General features: G+C 64.2%; 15 protein-coding genes. 13 read left to right on the top strand and 2 right to left on the bottom strand.

Annotated features, from left to right (window positions below; translation table 11 throughout):
• Positions 1-168 precede the first annotated feature (168 nt).
• The 3 genes from P9292_RS12080 to P9292_RS12090 all read left to right on the top strand — a co-directional run bounded on the left by P9292_RS12080 (position 169) and on the right by P9292_RS12090 (position 2,831).
• A complete protein-coding gene (locus tag P9292_RS12080) occupies positions 169-1,443 on the top strand; it encodes an inositol monophosphatase (protein WP_244829303.1) in 1,275 nt (424 codons plus the stop codon).
• 120 nt (positions 1,444-1,563) lie between these two features.
• Positions 1,564-2,349, top strand: a complete 786-nt coding sequence (locus P9292_RS12085) for a transporter substrate-binding domain-containing protein (RefSeq protein WP_244829302.1) — start codon at positions 1,564-1,566, stop codon at positions 2,347-2,349.
• Between the two features lie 209 nt (positions 2,350-2,558).
• A complete protein-coding gene (locus tag P9292_RS12090; protein ID WP_309959135.1) occupies positions 2,559-2,831 on the top strand; it encodes a DUF4148 domain-containing protein in 273 nt (90 codons plus the stop codon).
• On the opposite strand, the gene P9292_RS12095 is transcribed toward P9292_RS12090, so the two are convergent.
• A complete protein-coding gene (locus tag P9292_RS12095) occupies positions 2,816-4,840 on the bottom strand; it encodes a tetratricopeptide repeat protein (RefSeq protein WP_309959137.1) in 2,025 nt (674 codons plus the stop codon). The two genes, P9292_RS12090 and P9292_RS12095, sit on opposite strands and share 16 nt — an antisense overlap.
• Before the next feature lie 434 nt (positions 4,841-5,274).
• Here P9292_RS12095 and P9292_RS12100 point away from each other — a divergent pair, with 434 nt between their 5' ends.
• The 4 genes from P9292_RS12100 to P9292_RS12115 all read left to right on the top strand — a co-directional run bounded on the left by P9292_RS12100 (position 5,275) and on the right by P9292_RS12115 (position 9,927).
• Entirely contained in the window at positions 5,275-5,991 is a 717-nt protein-coding gene (locus P9292_RS12100) for a 2Fe-2S iron-sulfur cluster-binding protein (RefSeq protein ID WP_309959140.1), read from the top strand.
• A gap of 10 nt (positions 5,992-6,001) precedes the next feature.
• Positions 6,002-6,991, top strand: a complete 990-nt coding sequence (locus tag P9292_RS12105; protein WP_250510234.1) for a xanthine dehydrogenase family protein subunit M — start codon at positions 6,002-6,004, stop codon at positions 6,989-6,991.
• Complete coding sequence (locus P9292_RS12110) at positions 6,988-9,210, top strand: xanthine dehydrogenase family protein molybdopterin-binding subunit (protein ID WP_309959143.1); 2,223 nt, start codon at positions 6,988-6,990, stop codon at positions 9,208-9,210. Before P9292_RS12105 ends, P9292_RS12110 begins: the two co-directional genes overlap by 4 nt.
• A gap of 129 nt (positions 9,211-9,339) precedes the next feature.
• Complete coding sequence (locus tag P9292_RS12115) at positions 9,340-9,927, top strand: NTP transferase domain-containing protein (protein ID WP_244829295.1); 588 nt, start codon at positions 9,340-9,342, stop codon at positions 9,925-9,927.
• A gap of 157 nt (positions 9,928-10,084) precedes the next feature.
• Here P9292_RS12115 and P9292_RS12120 read toward each other — a convergent pair whose 3' ends face one another.
• Positions 10,085-10,807: a glycosyltransferase gene (locus tag P9292_RS12120; protein WP_309848596.1), complete on the bottom strand. Its 723-nt coding sequence runs from the start codon at positions 10,805-10,807 to the stop codon at positions 10,085-10,087.
• A 214-nt stretch (positions 10,808-11,021) separates the two neighbouring features.
• Between P9292_RS12120 and P9292_RS12125 the strand changes: the two genes are divergently transcribed.
• The 6 genes from P9292_RS12125 (at position 11,022) to P9292_RS12150 (ending at position 18,148) form a co-directional block, all read left to right on the top strand.
• Complete coding sequence (locus P9292_RS12125) at positions 11,022-12,521, top strand: UdgX family uracil-DNA binding protein (RefSeq protein ID WP_250467401.1); 1,500 nt, start codon at positions 11,022-11,024, stop codon at positions 12,519-12,521.
• A gap of 164 nt (positions 12,522-12,685) precedes the next feature.
• Positions 12,686-13,180, top strand: coding sequence for a hypothetical protein (locus P9292_RS12130; RefSeq protein WP_309959146.1), 495 nt, complete (start codon positions 12,686-12,688; stop codon positions 13,178-13,180).
• Between the two features lie 162 nt (positions 13,181-13,342).
• Entirely contained in the window at positions 13,343-15,631 is a 2,289-nt protein-coding gene (locus P9292_RS12135) for an FdhF/YdeP family oxidoreductase (RefSeq protein WP_309959149.1), read from the top strand.
• 94 nt (positions 15,632-15,725) lie between these two features.
• Positions 15,726-16,301, top strand: coding sequence for a glycosyltransferase family 9 protein (locus tag P9292_RS12140; RefSeq protein ID WP_244829288.1), 576 nt, complete (start codon positions 15,726-15,728; stop codon positions 16,299-16,301).
• Between the two features lie 18 nt (positions 16,302-16,319).
• Positions 16,320-16,481 (top strand): hypothetical protein, encoded by a 162-nt coding sequence (locus P9292_RS12145; RefSeq protein ID WP_244829287.1) that lies wholly within the window; start codon positions 16,320-16,322, stop codon positions 16,479-16,481.
• Positions 16,482-16,606: 125 nt separating this feature from the next.
• On the top strand, positions 16,607-18,148 hold the full coding sequence (locus tag P9292_RS12150; RefSeq protein ID WP_250467404.1) for a methyl-accepting chemotaxis protein: 1,542 nt from the start codon (positions 16,607-16,609) through the stop codon (positions 18,146-18,148).
• Positions 18,149-18,254: the final 106 nt, after the last annotated feature.

Here is an 18,254-nt window from a genome sequence, read left to right on the forward strand (position 1 = left end):
CCGTCTTGCCGCACTGCACCGTCGGCACCGATCCGCCCCCGTGTTTGTTACGATAGCCCTTCGCGACTGCGACCTGCGACCTGCGGCAATCGACAGCGACCGACAGCAACCCACAGCAACCATCAGGCACGGGCGGCACCCATGAGCACATCGAGCACGACTCCCACCTTGTCACTCCTTAAGCTACTGCCCGGCGTGGCATCCGAATCCGGCCCAGCCGCGTCCGATCTCGTCGCGCATGTGCTCTCGCACGATCGCTTCAACTCGGCAGCCAACGCGCCCGCCCTGCGCGAAACCTTTCGCGACGTGACAGTCGAGGAAGCGATGTCCGACGAGTACGTCTTCCCGCTCGGCCAGACCGGTCAGTCGATCGTGCTGACAGGCTATCGTATCGCGGCGGGTCATATCGCCGAACGCGCCGCCGACGAATGGCTCGAACTGGCGCATCGGGACCGCATCGCGCGCGGCTTGCCGGCCATGCCGCAGGCGCACGAACCGGCCCTCGCGCCCGATCCCGCCGAGGCCGATCAACTCCTCGACCGCGCGGTGGAATGCGCGCAGCGCATTCTCGACCCGGTGGCGAGCGAACAGATTCTCTCTCTCTTCGAGACGCACTATCGCGGCAGCCGCGAATTTTTGCGGCTCAACTGGGAAGGGTTGCCAGAAGATCTCGTGCCGGAATCGCGCCGACCGCTCGCCGTGCTCGCCTCGGCGGAACGGCGTGAAAAGCGCGATTACGATCCCTACGGCCTCGAAGGCGCCGCCGATTACGATGTCGACCGGCCGCTCGCGTATCGCGAAAAGATCGGGCCGTTTCTCTTCACGATGACGTATCGCCACGAGTATCCGCAAGTCGACGACGAACGGCTTGGCACCGCCTTTGCCGTGTTCCACGAGGCGGGCAGCGATATCGTCGCGGCCGCGGTCAAGCTTCAACTCGTCAAGGTGCCGCCGCTTCACAGCAGCGCCGATCTCGTCTATACGCTCGACACCTATTCCGGCGAAATGCTGTCGCTCGCGCTCGCGGCCACCGAGGCGCTCGGTCCCGAACGGCTGTGCGAAGTGTTCAATGCGCATCGCGTGATCTATATCAGCCTGTGGGAAGTGCGCAAGCCGTGGCGCGGCGAGGGTCTCGGCGTCGCGCTGTTGCACGAGGCGCTGGAACGCCTGCCCGCCGATGTCGATGGCCGCCCGAACGCGTTATGCGTCGCGCCCGAGCCGTATCAGACCGACATGCGTCACTTCGACAAGCTGCCCGCCGTGCTGCGCGAGGAACTGAAGACACCGGCGCGCAGGCTCGCGACTCATCTGAGCAACTGGCTGTCGCGCTCGAAGCTGCCTATCGCCACGCATTTCTTCGTGCCAATGGCGCGGCACGCGGGCATCGGTTCGGCGGGAGAGAACGCGCGGCTGATCGACCGGATCATGGAAAGCGAAGCCTGAGGAAGTCGCTCTACAAGCCAGCCATGCGCACGCGACATGGCTGGCATGCGCAGATTTCGATTGTGAGGGGATTTTGGCGTGCCTAGAGTGCGTCGATCCCCTCACCTTTCGGTCCCCACCATGACGCTTCGCCTCTCGCGGTTTCTGCGCGGCCTGCTCGCCGCTTCGTTCGCCCTCGCCGTCTCGTTCGCCCATGCGGACACGCTCGACACCATCCAGAAAAACGGCGTGGTGCGCATCGGCGTATTCATGGACTATCCGCCGTTCGGCTCTATCGGCCCGGACATGAAGCCGCAAGGCTACGACATCGAGATGGGCGAATACCTGGCGCGCGCGCTCAAGGCGAAAGTCGAGTTTGTGCCGATTACCGGCGAAAACCGCATGGCTTATCTCGCCACGCACAAGGCCGACTTGCTGCTCTCGGTCGGTCAGACGCCCGAGCGCGAAAAGGTGATCGATTTCTCGCGGCCTTATGCGCCGTACTATCTGGCGGTGTTCGGACCGAAGTCGCTGGCGGTGAAGACGACCGCCGATCTCGCGGGCAAGTCGGTAGCGGTGGCGCGCGGCACGCTCGAAGACTTGAGCGTGAGCAAGGTCGCACCGCCCACGGCCGATATCAAGCGTTTCGAAGACCCGAACGGCGCGATCTCCGCGTTTCTGGCCGGACAAGCGCAATTGCTGGTAGTCGGCAACGATGTTGGCGCAACGATCATCGCGCGTAATCCGCCCGTACAGCCCGAGCAGAAGTTTCAGTTGTTCAGTTCGCCGGATCATGTCGGATTGAACAAGGACGAGCCCCGACTTTTGAAGGAAGTCGATGCGGCGATCGTTCAAGCGAAAAAAGACGGCACGCTCAACACGCTTTCGACGAAGTGGCTGAAGGCGCCGTATCCGGCGGATCTGTGAGCACTTGCCAACGGCATGGCTTGCATGGGAAGCCGGCGCTGCCGGCTTTTTCTTTTGCGCCCTTGCAACGCAAAGCCCGTCTTTGCAGGCGCTAGCACGAAAGACGGTTAGTTGCCGTCGCGCTTATTCATCCATATTCATCCGTTTGTCGCCGAAGCGCGTATAGATAGGCATTCGCTCACCGCTTCGCACCGCTCAGGAGAACGACGATGAAACCAGCGATCCGCTTGGCCGCCCTTGCAGCATTCGCCATGAGCGCTGCGTCATCGGCGCAGACAATGGACCCGGCCGCCGCACCGCAAGCCATGCCGATGCCTACGCCCATGACGATGGCGGCCAACACGCCGCTTTCGCGCGCCGAAGTCCGCGCGGACCTTGCACGCGCTCGCGCCGATGGCACCATCCCGCGCTACGGCAATCCCGATCCATACGGGCCGGCGCGTTCGGCGCGCGGCGCACCGGGCAGTTATCCGCGTAGCTGAGTGTCGCGTTGCCAGACGGTCAGCGCATCGGCGACGCGCTCGATCACATCGTCCCAATCTCCGGGCGCTTGCTGTCTGAAAAGCCGCGCGGTCGGATACCACGGGGAGTCGTCGCGTCCGGCGAGCCAGCGCCAGCAAGCGTTCGAGCACAGCGGCATCCACAGCGGCTTGCCAAGCGCGCCCGCGAGATGCGCCACGGATGTATCCACGCTGATGACGAGATCCAGCGATTCGATGAGCGCGGCGGTATCGGCGAAATCGGCGACTTCGTTCATCGGGTCGGACAAACGCCAGGCGTCGGGCAGCGCGGCACATTCCGCGCGCGCCGTCGCGCCCTTCTGAAGACTGACGAAGTGCACGCCGGGCAAGGTCAGCAAGCGCTCGCATTGACGCGCGGCGAGCCAGCGGCGGCTAAAAGCGGCAAAGGCGTCGCGCAGTCCCGGACGCGGCTCGCCTGTCCAGGCAATGCCTGCTTTCAACGTGCCCGCGGGCAAGCGAGCGCGCCAGAACTCGACCTTTTCGCGCGGTGCTCGCAGATAAGGAACGGTCGATGGAATAGTCGCGAGGGTCGTCCCCATGAGGAAAGGCAGGCTCATCAGGAAGCAACTGTAGTCGTGGGCCGGTAGCGCGTGCAGATCGGCCGGCGCGATGCATGCGTCCACGCAATCCATCGCGCCGATCAACGCGACCAAGGCCGGCGGGCAGACCACCGTCAGACGATCTAGCCCACGCACCTTGAGTTCAGGAAGGTAACGGCTGAACTGAATGGTGTCGCCGAAGCCTTGCTCGGCCATCACGATGAGTGTCTTGCCCGTCAACGCTTCGCCCTGCCAGCGCGGACCCGGCAACGCTGGCGGAAGCGCGCCGCGCTGCGCGAAGCGCTCGTCGCAGCGAGCCTCGAAGAGCGGCCATCCTTGTTCATAACGGCCCGTGCCGAGCAGCAAGGTGGCCAGATTCATCTGCGCATCGACGCACTCCGGATCGATCGACAGCACGTGCCGGAAGGTTGCTTCCGCTTCGGCGAGACGTGTTTCGTCCTCACGATACACGTTGCCCAGATGCAAATGCGCCGCGATGAAATCCGGCCGTATGGCCAAGGCTTTTTCATACGCGGCTTGCGCTTCGTGCAGGCGGTCGAAACGGCCGTGAGCGCTTATGTCGTAGATCGCATCGGCGAGATTGAAATGCGCATCGGCGTCTCGCGGCGCAAGGTCGACGACATGACGATACGCGACTTCCGCCTCGGCGAGCCGCCCTTGTTCCCCAAGCACGATGCCCAAATTGGTGTACGCCGCCGCGTAGTCCGGCCGCAAGCCGACAGCCCGCCGATACGCATGCTCGGCATCGACAACGAGCCCGGCATCTTTCAAGACGTTGCCGAAGTTCAGATGCGCGTCCGCCCAGTCGGGCCGTGCGGCAAGCACGTGCTCGAACTGTGCGCGCGCCTCGCCGAGCTTACCCAAAGTCCGAAGCACGTTGCCAAGGTTATTCCGTGCTTCGGCAAAGGCAGGCTGTGCATCGATCGCGTGGCGATACTCAGCCTCGGCCTCCGGCAACCGGTTCGTGCGCGCGAGCAACGCGGCAAGATTCGCATGAGCCTCGGCGAAATCGGGTTTGAGCGCGAGCGCGCGACGATAACCCTCCTCGGCTTCATCCGCGCGCCCTTGCCGATCAAGCGCGTTCGCAAGGTTGTAATGCGCGACCGGATAGTCCGGAAGAAGTGCGAGCGCGTTCCGATAAAGCGTTTCCGCTTCACGATAACGCTGCAACTCGTTGAACAGATTGGCCAGGTTGTTGCGCATCCCGGCGTCGTCGGGACGCGCATCGATTGCGCGCAGCCAGTAGCGCTCCGCTTCGTCGTGGCGTTCGAGTCGATAGGCGCAGACAGCGGCGAGATTGAGCGCGTCGGCGTCGAGGACCAAGGGCGCGAGCGTCTCCAGCGCTTCGGCGTAGCGTCCGTTCGAATAGAACGCAGCCGCTTCGTGATAGCGATTCGTATCGGATGACATGGGTTGGATAGGTGTTTCAAACATGTCGAGCCACGGCGAATGGCGGCTGACGTCGAGCGAATATTTTGAGGCGCGCTCGATGATCGAAGCGTCACAAAGTGCGCCATATGGCGCTCGCCGGGCGAAACAGCCATGTTCGCGTCATCTTTGCCGACGCGTCTTCGCAGCTTATTTACGCAGCCATGCAGTATTTACTTGCATGGTCCGTGTTCAGACGAGCGAGTAGTCGGGCGCACCAGCGTCTGCCGGCGATGGCATTGGACTTGCTGTCACTCTTGGCTTGCGCGAATGGTCGAACGTTCGGTCGTCTTACAGCGATCGGACGAAGGCGACTCGCGTATCACGCGCCATCCTCAAGACCTCAGGGACGTGGTTCATCGAGACCTGCACGGCGTGGCGCGCCCAACCGAACGAGCGAGGAGCATTCAATCGCCATGTCCCCAGTCAAAACGCTTTCACCCCTTTCACCCGATACACGCGATACCGACGACGCGGCCCAGAAGCCGTCGCGTCGGCGCTTCCTGCAATCGGCGGCAGCGAGCGCGGCCGTAGCCGCCGCGCCGCTTGCGTCGACCGCGCGCGCGCAACAGCAAGCTGCAACGCCCGCCGTCGCGCCACCCGTCACCTCCGCGCCGACGATGCCGGTCAAGCTGACCATCAACGGTCATCCGTACGAGCTTCAGGTCGAAGCGCGCACGACCTTGCTCGACGCCCTGCGCGAATACGCCGACCTCACCGGCACGAAAAAAGGCTGCGACCGTGGCCAGTGCGGCGCGTGCACGGTAATCGCGGGCGGGCGACGCATCAACTCGTGTTTGACGCTTGCCGTGATGCACGAAGGCGAGAGCATCACGACCGTCGAAGGCTTGGCTCCCGGCGGCGATGCGCTCAGCCCGTTGCAACGCGCGTTCATAGAAAAGGATGCGTTTCAGTGCGGCTACTGTACGCCCGGGCAGTTATGCTCGGCGACCGCGCTCATCGACGAATACCGTGCAGGCGATGCCAGCGCCGCCACCGCCGACGTGCGCTTCCGACCCGCGCAACTCTCCGACGATGAAATCCGCGAGCGTATGAGCGGCAATATCTGTCGCTGCGGCGCGTATCCGAATATCGTGGCGGCGGTGAAGTTCGTCGCTTCGTCGCAAGGTTAAGGGAGAGCACATGGACGCGATCTCTTATCAGCGCGCCGCCGACATCGGTGCGGCGCTACAGGCGGCCAGCCAGCCCGGCACGATGTTCATCGGCGGCGGCACGAATCTGCTCGATCTCATGAAAGGCGGCGTGGCGCGGCCCACTCGTCTCGTCGATATCACCCACATCGACGCCCTGAACGGCGTCACGACCTTGCCCGATGGCGGGCTGCGCATCGGCGCGCTGGTGCGGAATAGCGACGCCGCGAATCACGCGTGGGTGCGCGAGCGCTATCCGCTCTTGTCGCAGGCATTGCTTGCGGGCGCATCGGCGCAATTGCGCAACATGGCGACCGTCGGCGGCAACCTGATGCAGCGCACGCGCTGCTATTACTTTTACGACACGGGCTTTCCTCAATGCAACAAGCGCGCGCCCGGCAGCGGTTGCGCCGCGCTCGAAGGCAACAACCGCATTCACGCGATCCTCGGCGCGAGCAGTCAATGTGTCGCGACCAATCCCTCCGATATGAGCGTCGCGCTCGCCGCACTCGATGCCGTCGTGCGCGTGACCGGCCCGCAAGGCGAGCGGACCATTCCGTTCGCGGAGTTCCATCGGCTGCCGGGTGACCGGCCCGATCTCGATACCACGCTCAAGCCCGGCGAACTCATCACGGCGGTCGATCTGCCGCCGCCGCTTTTCGCGGGACATTCGAAGTATCTGAAAGTGCGCGACCGCGCGAGCTATGCGTTCGCGCTCGTCTCCGTTGCCGCCGCCTTGCAGATGGACGGCAACACCGTGAAGGCCGCGCGCATCGCGTTGGGCGGCGTCGCGCACAAACCGTGGCGCGCGAACGCGACGGAAAGCGCGCTCATCGGCAAACCACTCGATCGCGCGTCGCTGCAAAACGCGGCCGCGCTTGCCGTGCGCGATGCCAGGCCGCTGCGCGAGAACGGCTTTAAGGTGGCGCTCGCCCAGCGGGCGATCGTTCGGGCAGTGGAACAAGCGGGAGGCACGGCATGAGCATCATCGGCAAACCATTCGATCGCACCGACGGCGTGCTCAAGGTCACGGGCCAGGCGCGCTATTCGGCCGACAACACCGACGCCAAGCTCGCGCATGCGGTGCTGATCACGAGCACGATCGCCAAGGGCCGCATCGCCTCTATCGATACCAGCGGTGCCGACACGATGCCCGGCGTGCTGCTCGTCCTGACGCACAAGAACGCAATGCGTCTGCCCAACGGCGGCGTGCCCGACGCGCAACCGCCCGCCGTGCGCAAGCTTACGCTCCTGCAAACCGACGAAGTGCGCTACAGCAACGAGCCGGTGGCGGTGGTCGTCGCGGACACGCTGGAACATGCGCAAGGCGCGGCGCGCCACGTGATCGTCCGCTACGAGGGCGCCATGCCAAACGCGGAATACGTGCATGCGCGCGGCACGGCGTATCAACCCGAAAAGATGATGGGCCGCCCGATCACCACGAGCCGCGGCGATGTCGATGCCGGTCTGCGCCAAGGTCAGACGCGCCTCGACGCCGTCTATACGACGCCCTACGAGCATCACAATCCGATGGAGCCGCACGCGACGCTCGCGCGCTGGGACGGCCCCAATCTCACGCTCTACGATGCGACGCAAGGTGTTTCCGGCGCGCGCGGCGCGGTATCGAAATTTTTCGGCATTCCGGAAACGAATGTGCGCGTGATCTGCCCGTTTGTCGGCGGCGGCTTCGGGTGCAAGGGCTCGGTGTGGTCGCATGTCGTGCTGGCGGCAATGGCATCGAAACAGACCGGACGTCCCGTGAAGCTCGTGCTCGAACGTCCGCAGATGTTCGGCATGGTCGGCAACCGGCCGTTCACCGAACAACGCATTCAGGTGAGCGCGCACGGCGACGGCACGATGACCGGCATGAAGCACGACGTCATCTCGACCACCTCGACCTTCGAGGACTGGACCGAGAGTTCGGCCATTCTCACGCGCATGTTGTACGCGGTGCCGAATCAATCGACCTCGCACAAACTCGTGAAGCTCGACATCGGCACGCCGACATTCATGCGTGCGCCCGGCGAGACGAGCGGTTCGTTCGCGCTCGAAACCGCGATGGACGAACTCGCGTATCAGTTGCACATGGACCCGCTCGCGCTGCGCATGAAAAACTACGCGAACATGGAGCCGCAAGAGAAAAAGCCGTGGTCCAGCAAGTCGCTGATGGAGTGCTATCAGCGCGGCGCGGAAAAGTTCGGCTGGGCGCGTCGCAACCCGGCGCCGCGTTCGATGCGCAACGGCAACACGCTGATCGGCTGGGGCATGGCGACGGCGACGTATCCGGCGAACCGCAGCGAGGCATCGGCGATCGCGCGCATTCTGCCCGACGGCACGGCGATGGTAGCTTCCGGCACGCAGGATCTCGGCACCGGCACCTACACCGTGATGACGCAGGTCGCCGCCGACGCGCTCGGTTTTCCGCCCGACTTCGTGCGTTTCGCGCTTGGCGATTCATCCTTGCCGAAGGCGCCGGTATCGGGCGGCTCGCAGTCGGCGGCGAGCGTGTCGCCAGCGGTGCGTGCGGCGGCTGCGCAGGCGCGCGATCAGTTGATCGCGATGGCGCTCGCGGATCGCGGATCGCCCGTCGCCGGCTTGTCGCGCGAGGACGTCACGGTGAGCAATGGCTGGGTCGTGAGCATTTCGACGCCGGACAAGCGCGATCCCGCGGCGGCGATCATCGCGCGAAACGGCGGCAAGGCTATCGAAGCGACGGCCACGGTGCGCCCCGGCGACGAGAAAAAGCAGTACTCGTTTCACTCGTTCGGCGCGGTATTCGTGGAAGTGCATGTCGATGCGGACCTGGGCATCATCCGCGTGCCGCGTGTCGTCGGGGTCTATGACGTCGGCACCTTGCTCAACGAGAAGACGGCGCACAGTCAGTTGATGGGCGGCATCGTTTGGGGCGTGGGCTCGGCGCTCTTCGAGAAAGGCGAACTCGACGGCCGCTACGGCCGCTACACCAACGCCAATCTCGCGGAGTATCACGTGCCGGTGAACGCGGATATCGGCTTGCTGGATATTTCCTTTGTCGGTCAGCCCGATCCGCATATCAATCCGGACGGTGCGCGCGGCATCGGGGAAATCGGCATTACGGGCGTGGCGGGCGCGCTCGGCAGCGCGGTGTATCACGCGACCGGCGTGCGCGTGCGCGACTTGCCGATCACGCTCGATAAAGTCATGCCGAAGACGATGGTGTAGTGCGGAAGGAACGGTACGCGCGGCGCTCAATGGCACGAATGCACATTGCGCCGCGCGGATTTTTTTGACGCTTGCGGCGACTATCGACGCGCTGCACAATCGATCCTCTTCCCCACGCGAGCCGCACCGATGACCTATTCGTCAAGCGCGACCGGCATCCTGCTGGCAGCAGGGCTCGGCACCCGCTTCGATCCTTCCGGCCTTCACAACAAGCTGCTGGCGCCCTTGCCGAACGGCACGCCGGTCGTGTTTCAGTCGGCGCGCAGGCTGCTTTCGGTTGCTTCGAGCGTGATCGCGGTGGTTCGGCCGGGCGCGGAAAAGTTGGCGGAAGTGCTGAACGAAGCCGGCTGCAAGGTCATTTTCAGCATCGATGCCGAGCGCGGCATGGGCGCGACGCTCGCCGTGGCCGTACGCGCCACCGCCGACGCGGAAGGCTGGCTTGTCGCGCTCGGCGACATGCCGTGGATCGAGCCCGCGACCATCGAAGCCGTCGCGCGTCCGCTCGACGCAGGCGCGCGGCTCGTCGCGCCGTTTTATCGCGGCACGCGGGGACATCCGGTGGGGTTTGGCATCGAGTACGGCGCGGCGCTCGCCACGCTCGATGGCGACGCAGGCGCGCGCGGCATCTTCGCCATGGAAAAGCCGACGGTCATCGAAGTGAATGACCGGAACGTGCTGCGTGATGTGGACTTGCCTGGCGATTTATCGGACGGTTGAAGCAGTCGCTTTGTTGCGTGGAATCATGCACAACGCGCGCGGGCATGGACATGCCTCGGCCGTCGTCGATATTTCTGCGGCAATCGCCGTCATGCTCTCCGATGCACCGCATCCGAATGACGGCGCTTGCCCCGCGCCGTCGATCTCGCAATAACGCCTACGCGGCAATCGCCGTCACATCCGCCGGGCCTGCCACGTCCGCGTTGGCATTGACGTTCGCGCTCAGATAACGCCGGCTCACTTCCACCAGCGTCGCGCCGAAGCCCTTCTTCGCCTTGAAATCGGTACGCGCGCTCGTCACCACGCGCGGCGCCGCGCTCCACTCGATGTGCGCGCCCGTTTCGATCAACGCTTCGACGAGCGCGACATCCTCGCTGGATTCGAGCGGCGGAAAACCGCCTGCCTGCAAATAAGCCCGTGCCGAGACGCCGAGATTCGCGCCGTGGATATGGCGATGCCCGTCCGCATCCGTATAAGTGCGGCCGAAATGCTCCTGCACCGCGCCGAGATGCGGCGACCAGTCATGCACGCCGATCACGCCGCACACCGCATCCGCGCAGCAGTCGAGCTGGCGCGAGAGCCAGTCGTCGGCGACGGTCGTGTCGGCGTCGGTGAAGGCGAGCCAGCGCGCGCCGAGCGCAAGCGCCCGCTCTGCGCCATGCGCCCGCGCGATGCCGACGTTGCGCGCATCGATACTCGTGACGTGCGCGCCGAGTGCGGAGGCGATGTCGCCCGTCTCGTCGCTGCAACTGTCGAGCACGACGATCACGCGCACTTCTTCTCCCAGCAATTGATGATGGTCCGCCGCGCGCCGGGCGGCAGTCACGCACGCGCCGATATGCGCGGCTTCGTTATGAGCAGGGATGACTATGGCAAGCATGTCGACTCCGTTTTGATTTTGTGGTTCATCGGCAGTCAAAGCCGCGATTGTTTCGAGGTACAGCAATGGGTGTACCCATGCGCACGCGGCAAGGGTCGCAACCGCTCTTAAGGGCACGACCATCCCAAAAAAGTTGCCCCAAAAACCGAAGCGCCGATAGAATTCACTGTATGGATATACAGTACTGTTCGTTCCTTCCGGCTTCCTTTCTGCGATGAAAAGCGTCGTCTTCGATCCGTCCTTCGCCGCCTGGCGCTCCGCCGCGCGCACGCTCCTCATGGAAGGCGCGCGGCCGGAAGACGTCGTATGGCTGGAATCGGATTCCTCGGCAACCGTGTTCGGCAGCATCGACGGACCGCCGCCCGGCCCCGAGAACCCCGACGCGCCCAAGCCCGTGAAAATCGCCCGCGAATTCCTCGCGATGCTGGCAACGGCCGCCTGCTATCGCACGCCGGCCCGCTGGATGTTTCTCTACAAGGTGTTGTGGCGCTGGACCCAGGGCGATCGCGCGGTCGTATCGCCGGACGATCCCGACGGGCAGCGCCTGCAACACATGATCGAAGCCGTGGAGGCCGAGGAAAACGAGATGCGTCGCGTGCTGCGCTTCAGGCATCGCGATTCGTCGCTCGGACCGCCCGAATTCATCAGCTGGTGCGAGCCCGTGCATGACCTGTTGGAGCACGCCGCCATGCACTTCGCCACACGCATGGGCAGCGCCACGTGGATGATCGCGACGCCGCACGGCGCGGCCTTCTGGGACGGCGCGCTGCTGCGGGTGGATCGCACGAGCGACCCGGAAGAAAAACCAATGGATTTCGGCGATACCGCGATGAGCGGCGAGGCCGTGAGCGGAGACGCCATCGAAGCGCTGTGGCTCGCTTATTACGAAAGCACCTTTACGTCGGCGGTGGAAAATGCCGCCGAAGTGGCATCGCACATGCCGGTGCGCTACTGGAAGAGCCCGGAAAACCAGCGCGCCGATCCCACGCTGATCTCGCGCGCCGATCCTTATTCGCGGCGCGACCGGCATCCGCGCAACGTTCCCGCGGACATGGAAGTGGCCCTCAACACGGATCTGGAGCCGCTTCAGGGCACGTCGCTGAAGGAGCCGCCCTCGCTCGACGCGTGCAAGCGCTGTTCGCTCTGGCGCAACGCGACGCAGGCCGTGCCCGGAATCGGTCCGGCGAACGCGCGCGTCATGCTGGTCGGCGAGCAGCCTGGCGATAACGAAGACCGCGAAGGCAAGCCGTTCGTCGGTCCGGCGGGCAAGCTGCTGGACGAGGCCATCGGCGAGGCGCAACTCGCGCGCGAAACGCTTTATCTGACCAACGCGGTGAAGCACTTCAAATTCGACCCGCATGGCGATGAGCGGCAGCACGTTGCGCCCGGACAGCGCGAACGCGAGGCCTGCCGGTTCTGGCTGGAGGAGGAACTGACGCGGATCGCGCCGAAAGTGGTCGTGGCGCTTGGCGCCACCGCGCTCAAGGCGCTGACGGGGCATCGCACGGCGCTGTCCGAGTATCTCGGCAAGACCATCGAGCACAAGGGGCGCATCGTGGTGCCGACCTATCATCCGTCGTATTTGCTGCGGCTGACCGATGAAAAGATTCGCGGCGAAGTGTTCGGCACCATCGTCGAGGCGCTCGTGTTCGCGCGGCAGATCGCCGAAGGCACCGCGACCATCCGCACGCCGGTGAAGGATCGGACGCGCTAGCATCGGTGCAAGCCGCGTATCACAAACCCCAATTGCAACGAGAAGAAACAGGACGCAACAAGACGAAAGCGCCGTCAACCTTCCTGTAAGCCATGCGTTATACCCGTGTCGCGCCGCTCTTTGCCTGTTGGCGCTCACTCACGAATCGTTCCGACGACACATCCATGGCCGCTCTTCCCCTCGAAGCACTCCGCCAACAACAATCCATCACCGCGCTCGTGCCAAAATCTGCCGGGCAGTTGCAAACCGAGCGCGAGCGCGTCATTGCCCGCGCCGGCATGTTCCTGAACGCGACCATCGTGCTGGCGCTTCTGGGCTTGTTGGTCGTCGCGTGGCTGCCGTTTTCGTCGGTGCAGCAGGAATTCCGCTTTGGCGTGCAGGAAGTGATCGCGGTCGGCGTTTTTGCCTCGTGCCTCTTTCTGCTGCACGAGCGCGCCGAACTCATGCTCGGGCTTTACAGCTTCGAGCCGGTCGAACAAACCACGCAGGGCGAATTGCGCGCGCTTTTGCATCGCGTGCCGGAAGGCGCGCAGTATCAGCAAGCGCTCGCCGCCGACAACCGCACTTTCGTGACCGGCGAGGTGGACGACATTCGCCGCCGCGCCGAAGCCTTCATTCCGAAGACGCTACCGGCAGACGACGGTAATCCGGAAACCTGACCGGAAGATAAGTCCCGGCACCCGCGCCAGGACAAAAAGTGAACCGAAAAGCCGCCGCCTTGCCCATGCAGGGCGGCGGCTTTCTTTTCATTAAAAGCGCGCCGCTGTGCCTGTTTCTTGCTGAATGTGAAGCGAACGGACCATTCACGGGAGAGGCCAAGCATGAGCAAACTGCCGCATATCGAAAAGTACGATCACCCGGCGGGCGGCTGGGGATCGGTCAAGGCAGTTACCTCGGCACTCGTCAACGAACACGTCGCGCTCAACGGCGCGCGCATTCTTCTGCATCAGAACAAGCCGGACGGCTTTGCGTGCGTGAGCTGTTCGTGGGCGAAGCCGGCCGATCCGCATCTCTTCGAATTTTGCGAGAACGGCGCGCGGGCAACCGCGTGGGAATTGACGAAGAAGCGGATCGATCAGGATTTTTTTGCGCATCACACGCTCGCGGGATTGACGGCGTGGACCGATTTCGAGCTCGAATCGCAAGGCCGCCTGACCGAGCCGATGCGTTACGACGCCGCCACCGACCGTTACGTGCCGGTTCCGTGGCAACAGGCTTTCGACGAAATCGGCGCGATGCTGCGCGACGCCAGGCCGAAGCGCAGCGTCTTCTACACGTCGGGGCGCGCATCGCTCGAAACGTCGTACATGTTCCAGTTGTTCGCGCGGCTTTACGGCACGAACAATCTGCCGGACAGTTCGAACATGTGCCACGAGAGCACGTCGGTGGCGCTGCCGGAGACCATCGGCGCGCCGGTCGGCACCGTGACGCTCGACGACTTCGAGCACACCGACTGCTTTTTCTTCTTCGGGCACAACACCGGCACGAATGCGCCGCGCATGCTGCATCCCTTGCAGGAAGCGAGAAAGCGCGGCGCGCGCATCATCACCTTCAACCCGATCAAGGAACGCGGGCTCGTGAGCTTCGCGAATCCGCAGTCGCCGGTGGAAATGCTGTCGCCGATCCAGACCGCCATCAGCACGCAATATCTGCAACTGAAGATTGGCGGCGACATTGCCGCGGTCACGGGCTTGTGCAAGGCGCTGATCGAAGCGGACGACCTGGCGCAAGAAAACCAGACGCCGCGCGTGCTGGACGCCGCCTTTATCGCCGAACACACGCACGGTTTCGATACCTTCGCCGACGCGATGCGCGCCGCCGACTGGAGCGACATCGAAACGCAATCGGGCCTGACGCGCGCCGCGCTCGAAGCCGCCGCCACCGAATATGCGCGGGCCAAAGCCGTGATGATTCTCTACGGCATGGGCATCACGCAGCATCGCGAAGGCGTGCTCGCCGTGCAGATGCTGACGAATCTGATGCTGCTAGGCGGGAACATCGGCAAGCCGGGCGCGGGTATCTGCCCGATTCGAGGCCATTCCAACGTGCAGGGTCAGCGCACGGTCGGGATCACGGAGAAGCCGGCGCTCGTGCCGCTCGACAAGCTCGCGGAAATGTACGCGTTCGAGCCGCCGCGCGACGAAGGCATGTCCACCGTCGATGCCTGCGCGGCGCTGCGCGACGGCGAACTCGATGCATTCATCAGCCTCGGCGGCAATTTCGCGCGCGCGACGCCCGATCATCACGTGCTGGAACCGGCGTGGCAAAACGTGCCGCTGACGGTGCAAATTGCCACGCACCTGAACCGCAGCCATCTGCTGCACGGGCGTGCGGCATATCTGCTGCCTTGCATCGGGCGTATCGAGGTGGATCAGCAGGCGAGCGGCCCGCAGATCGTCACGGTCGAGGACAGCACCGCGTGCGTCCATGCGTCGAAAGGCTTCGCGGAACCCGCGAGCAAGACGTTGCTGTCGGAGCCCGCGATCGTCGCGGGACTGGCCAAGGCCACGCTGCAAGGACGTCGCGGCAAGGTCGACTGGGACGCCTGGACGGCCGATTATTCGCTGGTGCGCGAGGCGATCGAGAAGACTTATCCCGATCAGTTCAAGAAATTCAACGCGCGCATGTCGCAGCCGGGCGGGTTTCATCGGCCGATTCCGGCGGCCAAACGCGAGTGGAAGACGAAGAACGGCAAGGCGAATTTCATCACGCCGGAGGGCATGGGCGAAGATCCGGACATGTCTTTCGAAGGCGAGCGCACCTTGCGGCTCATGACCACGCGCGGCGACAGCCAGTTCAATACGACCGTGTACGGGCTTGACGATCGCTTTCGCGGCGTCTTCAATACCCGAGACGTGCTGTTGATGAACCGTGACGACATGGCGCGGCTGAACATCGCGGAAGATCAGACGATCACCGTGACAACGGTATCCAGCGATGACGTGACGCGCAGTATCGACGGATTGCGGGCCCATGCATTCGATATCCCGGCCGGCTGCGCGATGGGCTATTACCCGGAATGCAATCCGCTGATTCCGCTTGCGCACCACGCGAAACGCAGCAAGGTGCCTGCGGCGAAGGCAGTTCCGGTGCGCGTGCGCGCGACGTAAATCCCGGCGTGAGGCGCGGCCGGGCATGTCCCGTGCTCGCGCTTGGCCGACTTCACGATTTTTCCATCGAGGCCACGGCCTTGCAGGAGCGCAGATGCGAGCCAACCCGTTTTCTCCCCTGATCGACGACCTGGCGCCTTCGCTGATTGCGGACTCGCCTGCCGCTTCGCCGTTGTCCGACGCCCAATATGACGAACTCGTGGCGTTTCATGGCATCGAGCGCGAGCGTCTGGTGCTGATTCATCCAGGCAGCCACAAGGCGACGCCCGCGTGGTCCGCGCAGCAATACGCCGACGTTGCCGATCAGTTGACCGCCGACGGCTGGCAGATCGCGATCATCGGCGACGCGCCCGATCCGGAGCGCACGGCCGGCGTCCTGGGCGCGATGCAAACCGCCGCGCTTTTTCTGGCCGGCGCCGTGGCGCCGCGCACGTTGCCGCGCCTGATCGCCGACGCCCGCCTGCTCCTTTCCGACGATGCCATCGCGCCTTCGCCCGCCGCCGCCGCACGTGCGCTCGGCACGCCGCATATCGTGCTCGACGAGCATCCGCGCGGCACGGACAGCGAGGCCATCATTGAACGGGCACGCGCCGAACTGTCGGATACGCGGCGCGCGCACCCCGGCACGCCCTTCACACTGCACATGCCGGTCGAACACGACGCGGCCTGACGCCATTCGGGAATTCCCATGAAATTCGATCTGCAAACCAGTCCCGTTCCCGATCCTATCGCCGATCCGAACCGCGATCCGGAAGCCGATCCGCTCACGCCGCCGTCGCCGGGGCATCGCCCGGACGAGCCGCAGCATCCCGATGCCCCGCCGGACAAGGACCCGATCCGGCGTTTCTGACACCGGGGAAACCCCCACCCTACATTTGCCGCGCCGTATGCCGTAAGAGGGGCATGCGGCGGCGCGCGCGTCGCCGCACCGTCTAGGACAACGTAAAAAGACTGCGGGGCGCACAAATGAATGGAATGACGTTGAACAAAAAGCTCGGCTCGATGATCGCCGTGCTGTGGATAGGTTTGATTGCGATCGGCATTATCGGAGCATGGCAGAACCGCACTTCGATGATCGAGGATCGTAAGGAACAGTTGAAGACGCTGGTCGGCGAGGCACATGCCGTCGTCACGCACTTCGCGGCGCTCGCCGCCAACAAGACCCTCACCGAAGAAGAAGCCAAGAAGCGCGCGCTGGATGTCATCGGCGCGATCCGCTACGGCAAGGATGGCTATCTTTCCATCAACGATTCGAAGCCGAAAATGGTCATGCACCCGATCAAGCCCGCCATGAACGGGCAGGATCTTTCGGGATACACCGACCCGGCGGGCAATCACTTGTTCGTCGATATCGTCAAGGCGGGCGATCAGCCGGACGGCGGTTTCATCAGCTATCTGTGGTCGAAGCCAGGCAGCGACAAGCCCGTGGCGAAGCTCTCGTATGCGCAGCGTTTCGGCCAGTGGGACTGGTATGTCGTCACCGGCATGTATATGGACGACGTGCAGAGCGCATTCTATGCAAGCGCACTGCGCTGGCTCGCCATCACGATGCTGCTCGGCGCCATCGCGACGGCCGCGATGCTCGTCGTTCTGCGCAGCATCAAGCGCAATCTGGGCGGCGAACTGGAACTCGCGGTGGATGCGGCGCATCGCATTGCGCGTGGCGATCTGACGGCCGCCGTGCCGGTGCGTGCCGGCGATACATCGAGCCTCCTGCACGCGCTTTCGGTGATGCAGCTCGGCCTTGTCGAGACGGTGTCGCGTGTGCGTAACGGCACGGAAAACATCAACGTGGGCGCGTCGGAAATCGCGGCGGGCAACACCGATCTGTCGCAGCGCACCGAGGAGCAAGCGGCCGCGCTGGTCGAGACCGCATCGAGCATGGACCAGATGACGGCCAACGTGAAGAACAACGCCGAGAGCGCCGCGCAGGCCGCGCGCCTTGCGGGTCAAGCCGCCGATGTCGCGACGCGCGGCAGCGGCGTGGTGGACGAAGTCATCAACACGATGACGCGTATCACGGCAAGCTCGCAACAGATTGGCGACATTATCGGCGTGATCGATGGCATTGCGTTCCAGACCAACATCCTGGCGTTGAACGCGGCGGTCGAAGCGGCGCGCGCGGGCGAACAAGGACGCGGCTTTGCGGTCGTGGCGGCGGAAGTGCGCAGCCTCGCGCAACGTTCGGCGACGGCGGCCAAGGAGATCAAGGCGCTGATCGAGACGTCGACGCATACGGTGCAGGAAGGCGCGTCGCTCGTGACGAACGCCGGTTCGACGATGGGCGAGATCGTGTCGTCGGTGCGTCGTGTGAACGAGATTCTCGATGAAATAAGCAATGCATCGCGCGAGCAGAGCGCGGGCATCGAGCAGGTGAATCGCGCAGTCGTCGAGATGGATCAGGTCACGCAGCAGAACGCGGCGCTAGTGGAAGAAGCAGCGGCTGCGGCGCATTCGTTGAAGGATCAGGTGGATGGGTTGCGGGAGGCAATCGGCAGTTTTCATTTGCCGGCTTGAGGAGTGGATCGGCGCGGGTGGTGAAGGTGTGGGTCGCGCGCGCTGCTTCTTGAATGGCCGAAGCGAGTCTCGCCGTCGCTTGCATAGTGACGGCGATCGCTCCAAG

The sequence above is a fragment of the Caballeronia sp. LZ001 genome (genome assembly GCF_031450875.1).
Classification (GTDB): Bacteria; Pseudomonadota; Gammaproteobacteria; order Burkholderiales; family Burkholderiaceae; genus Caballeronia.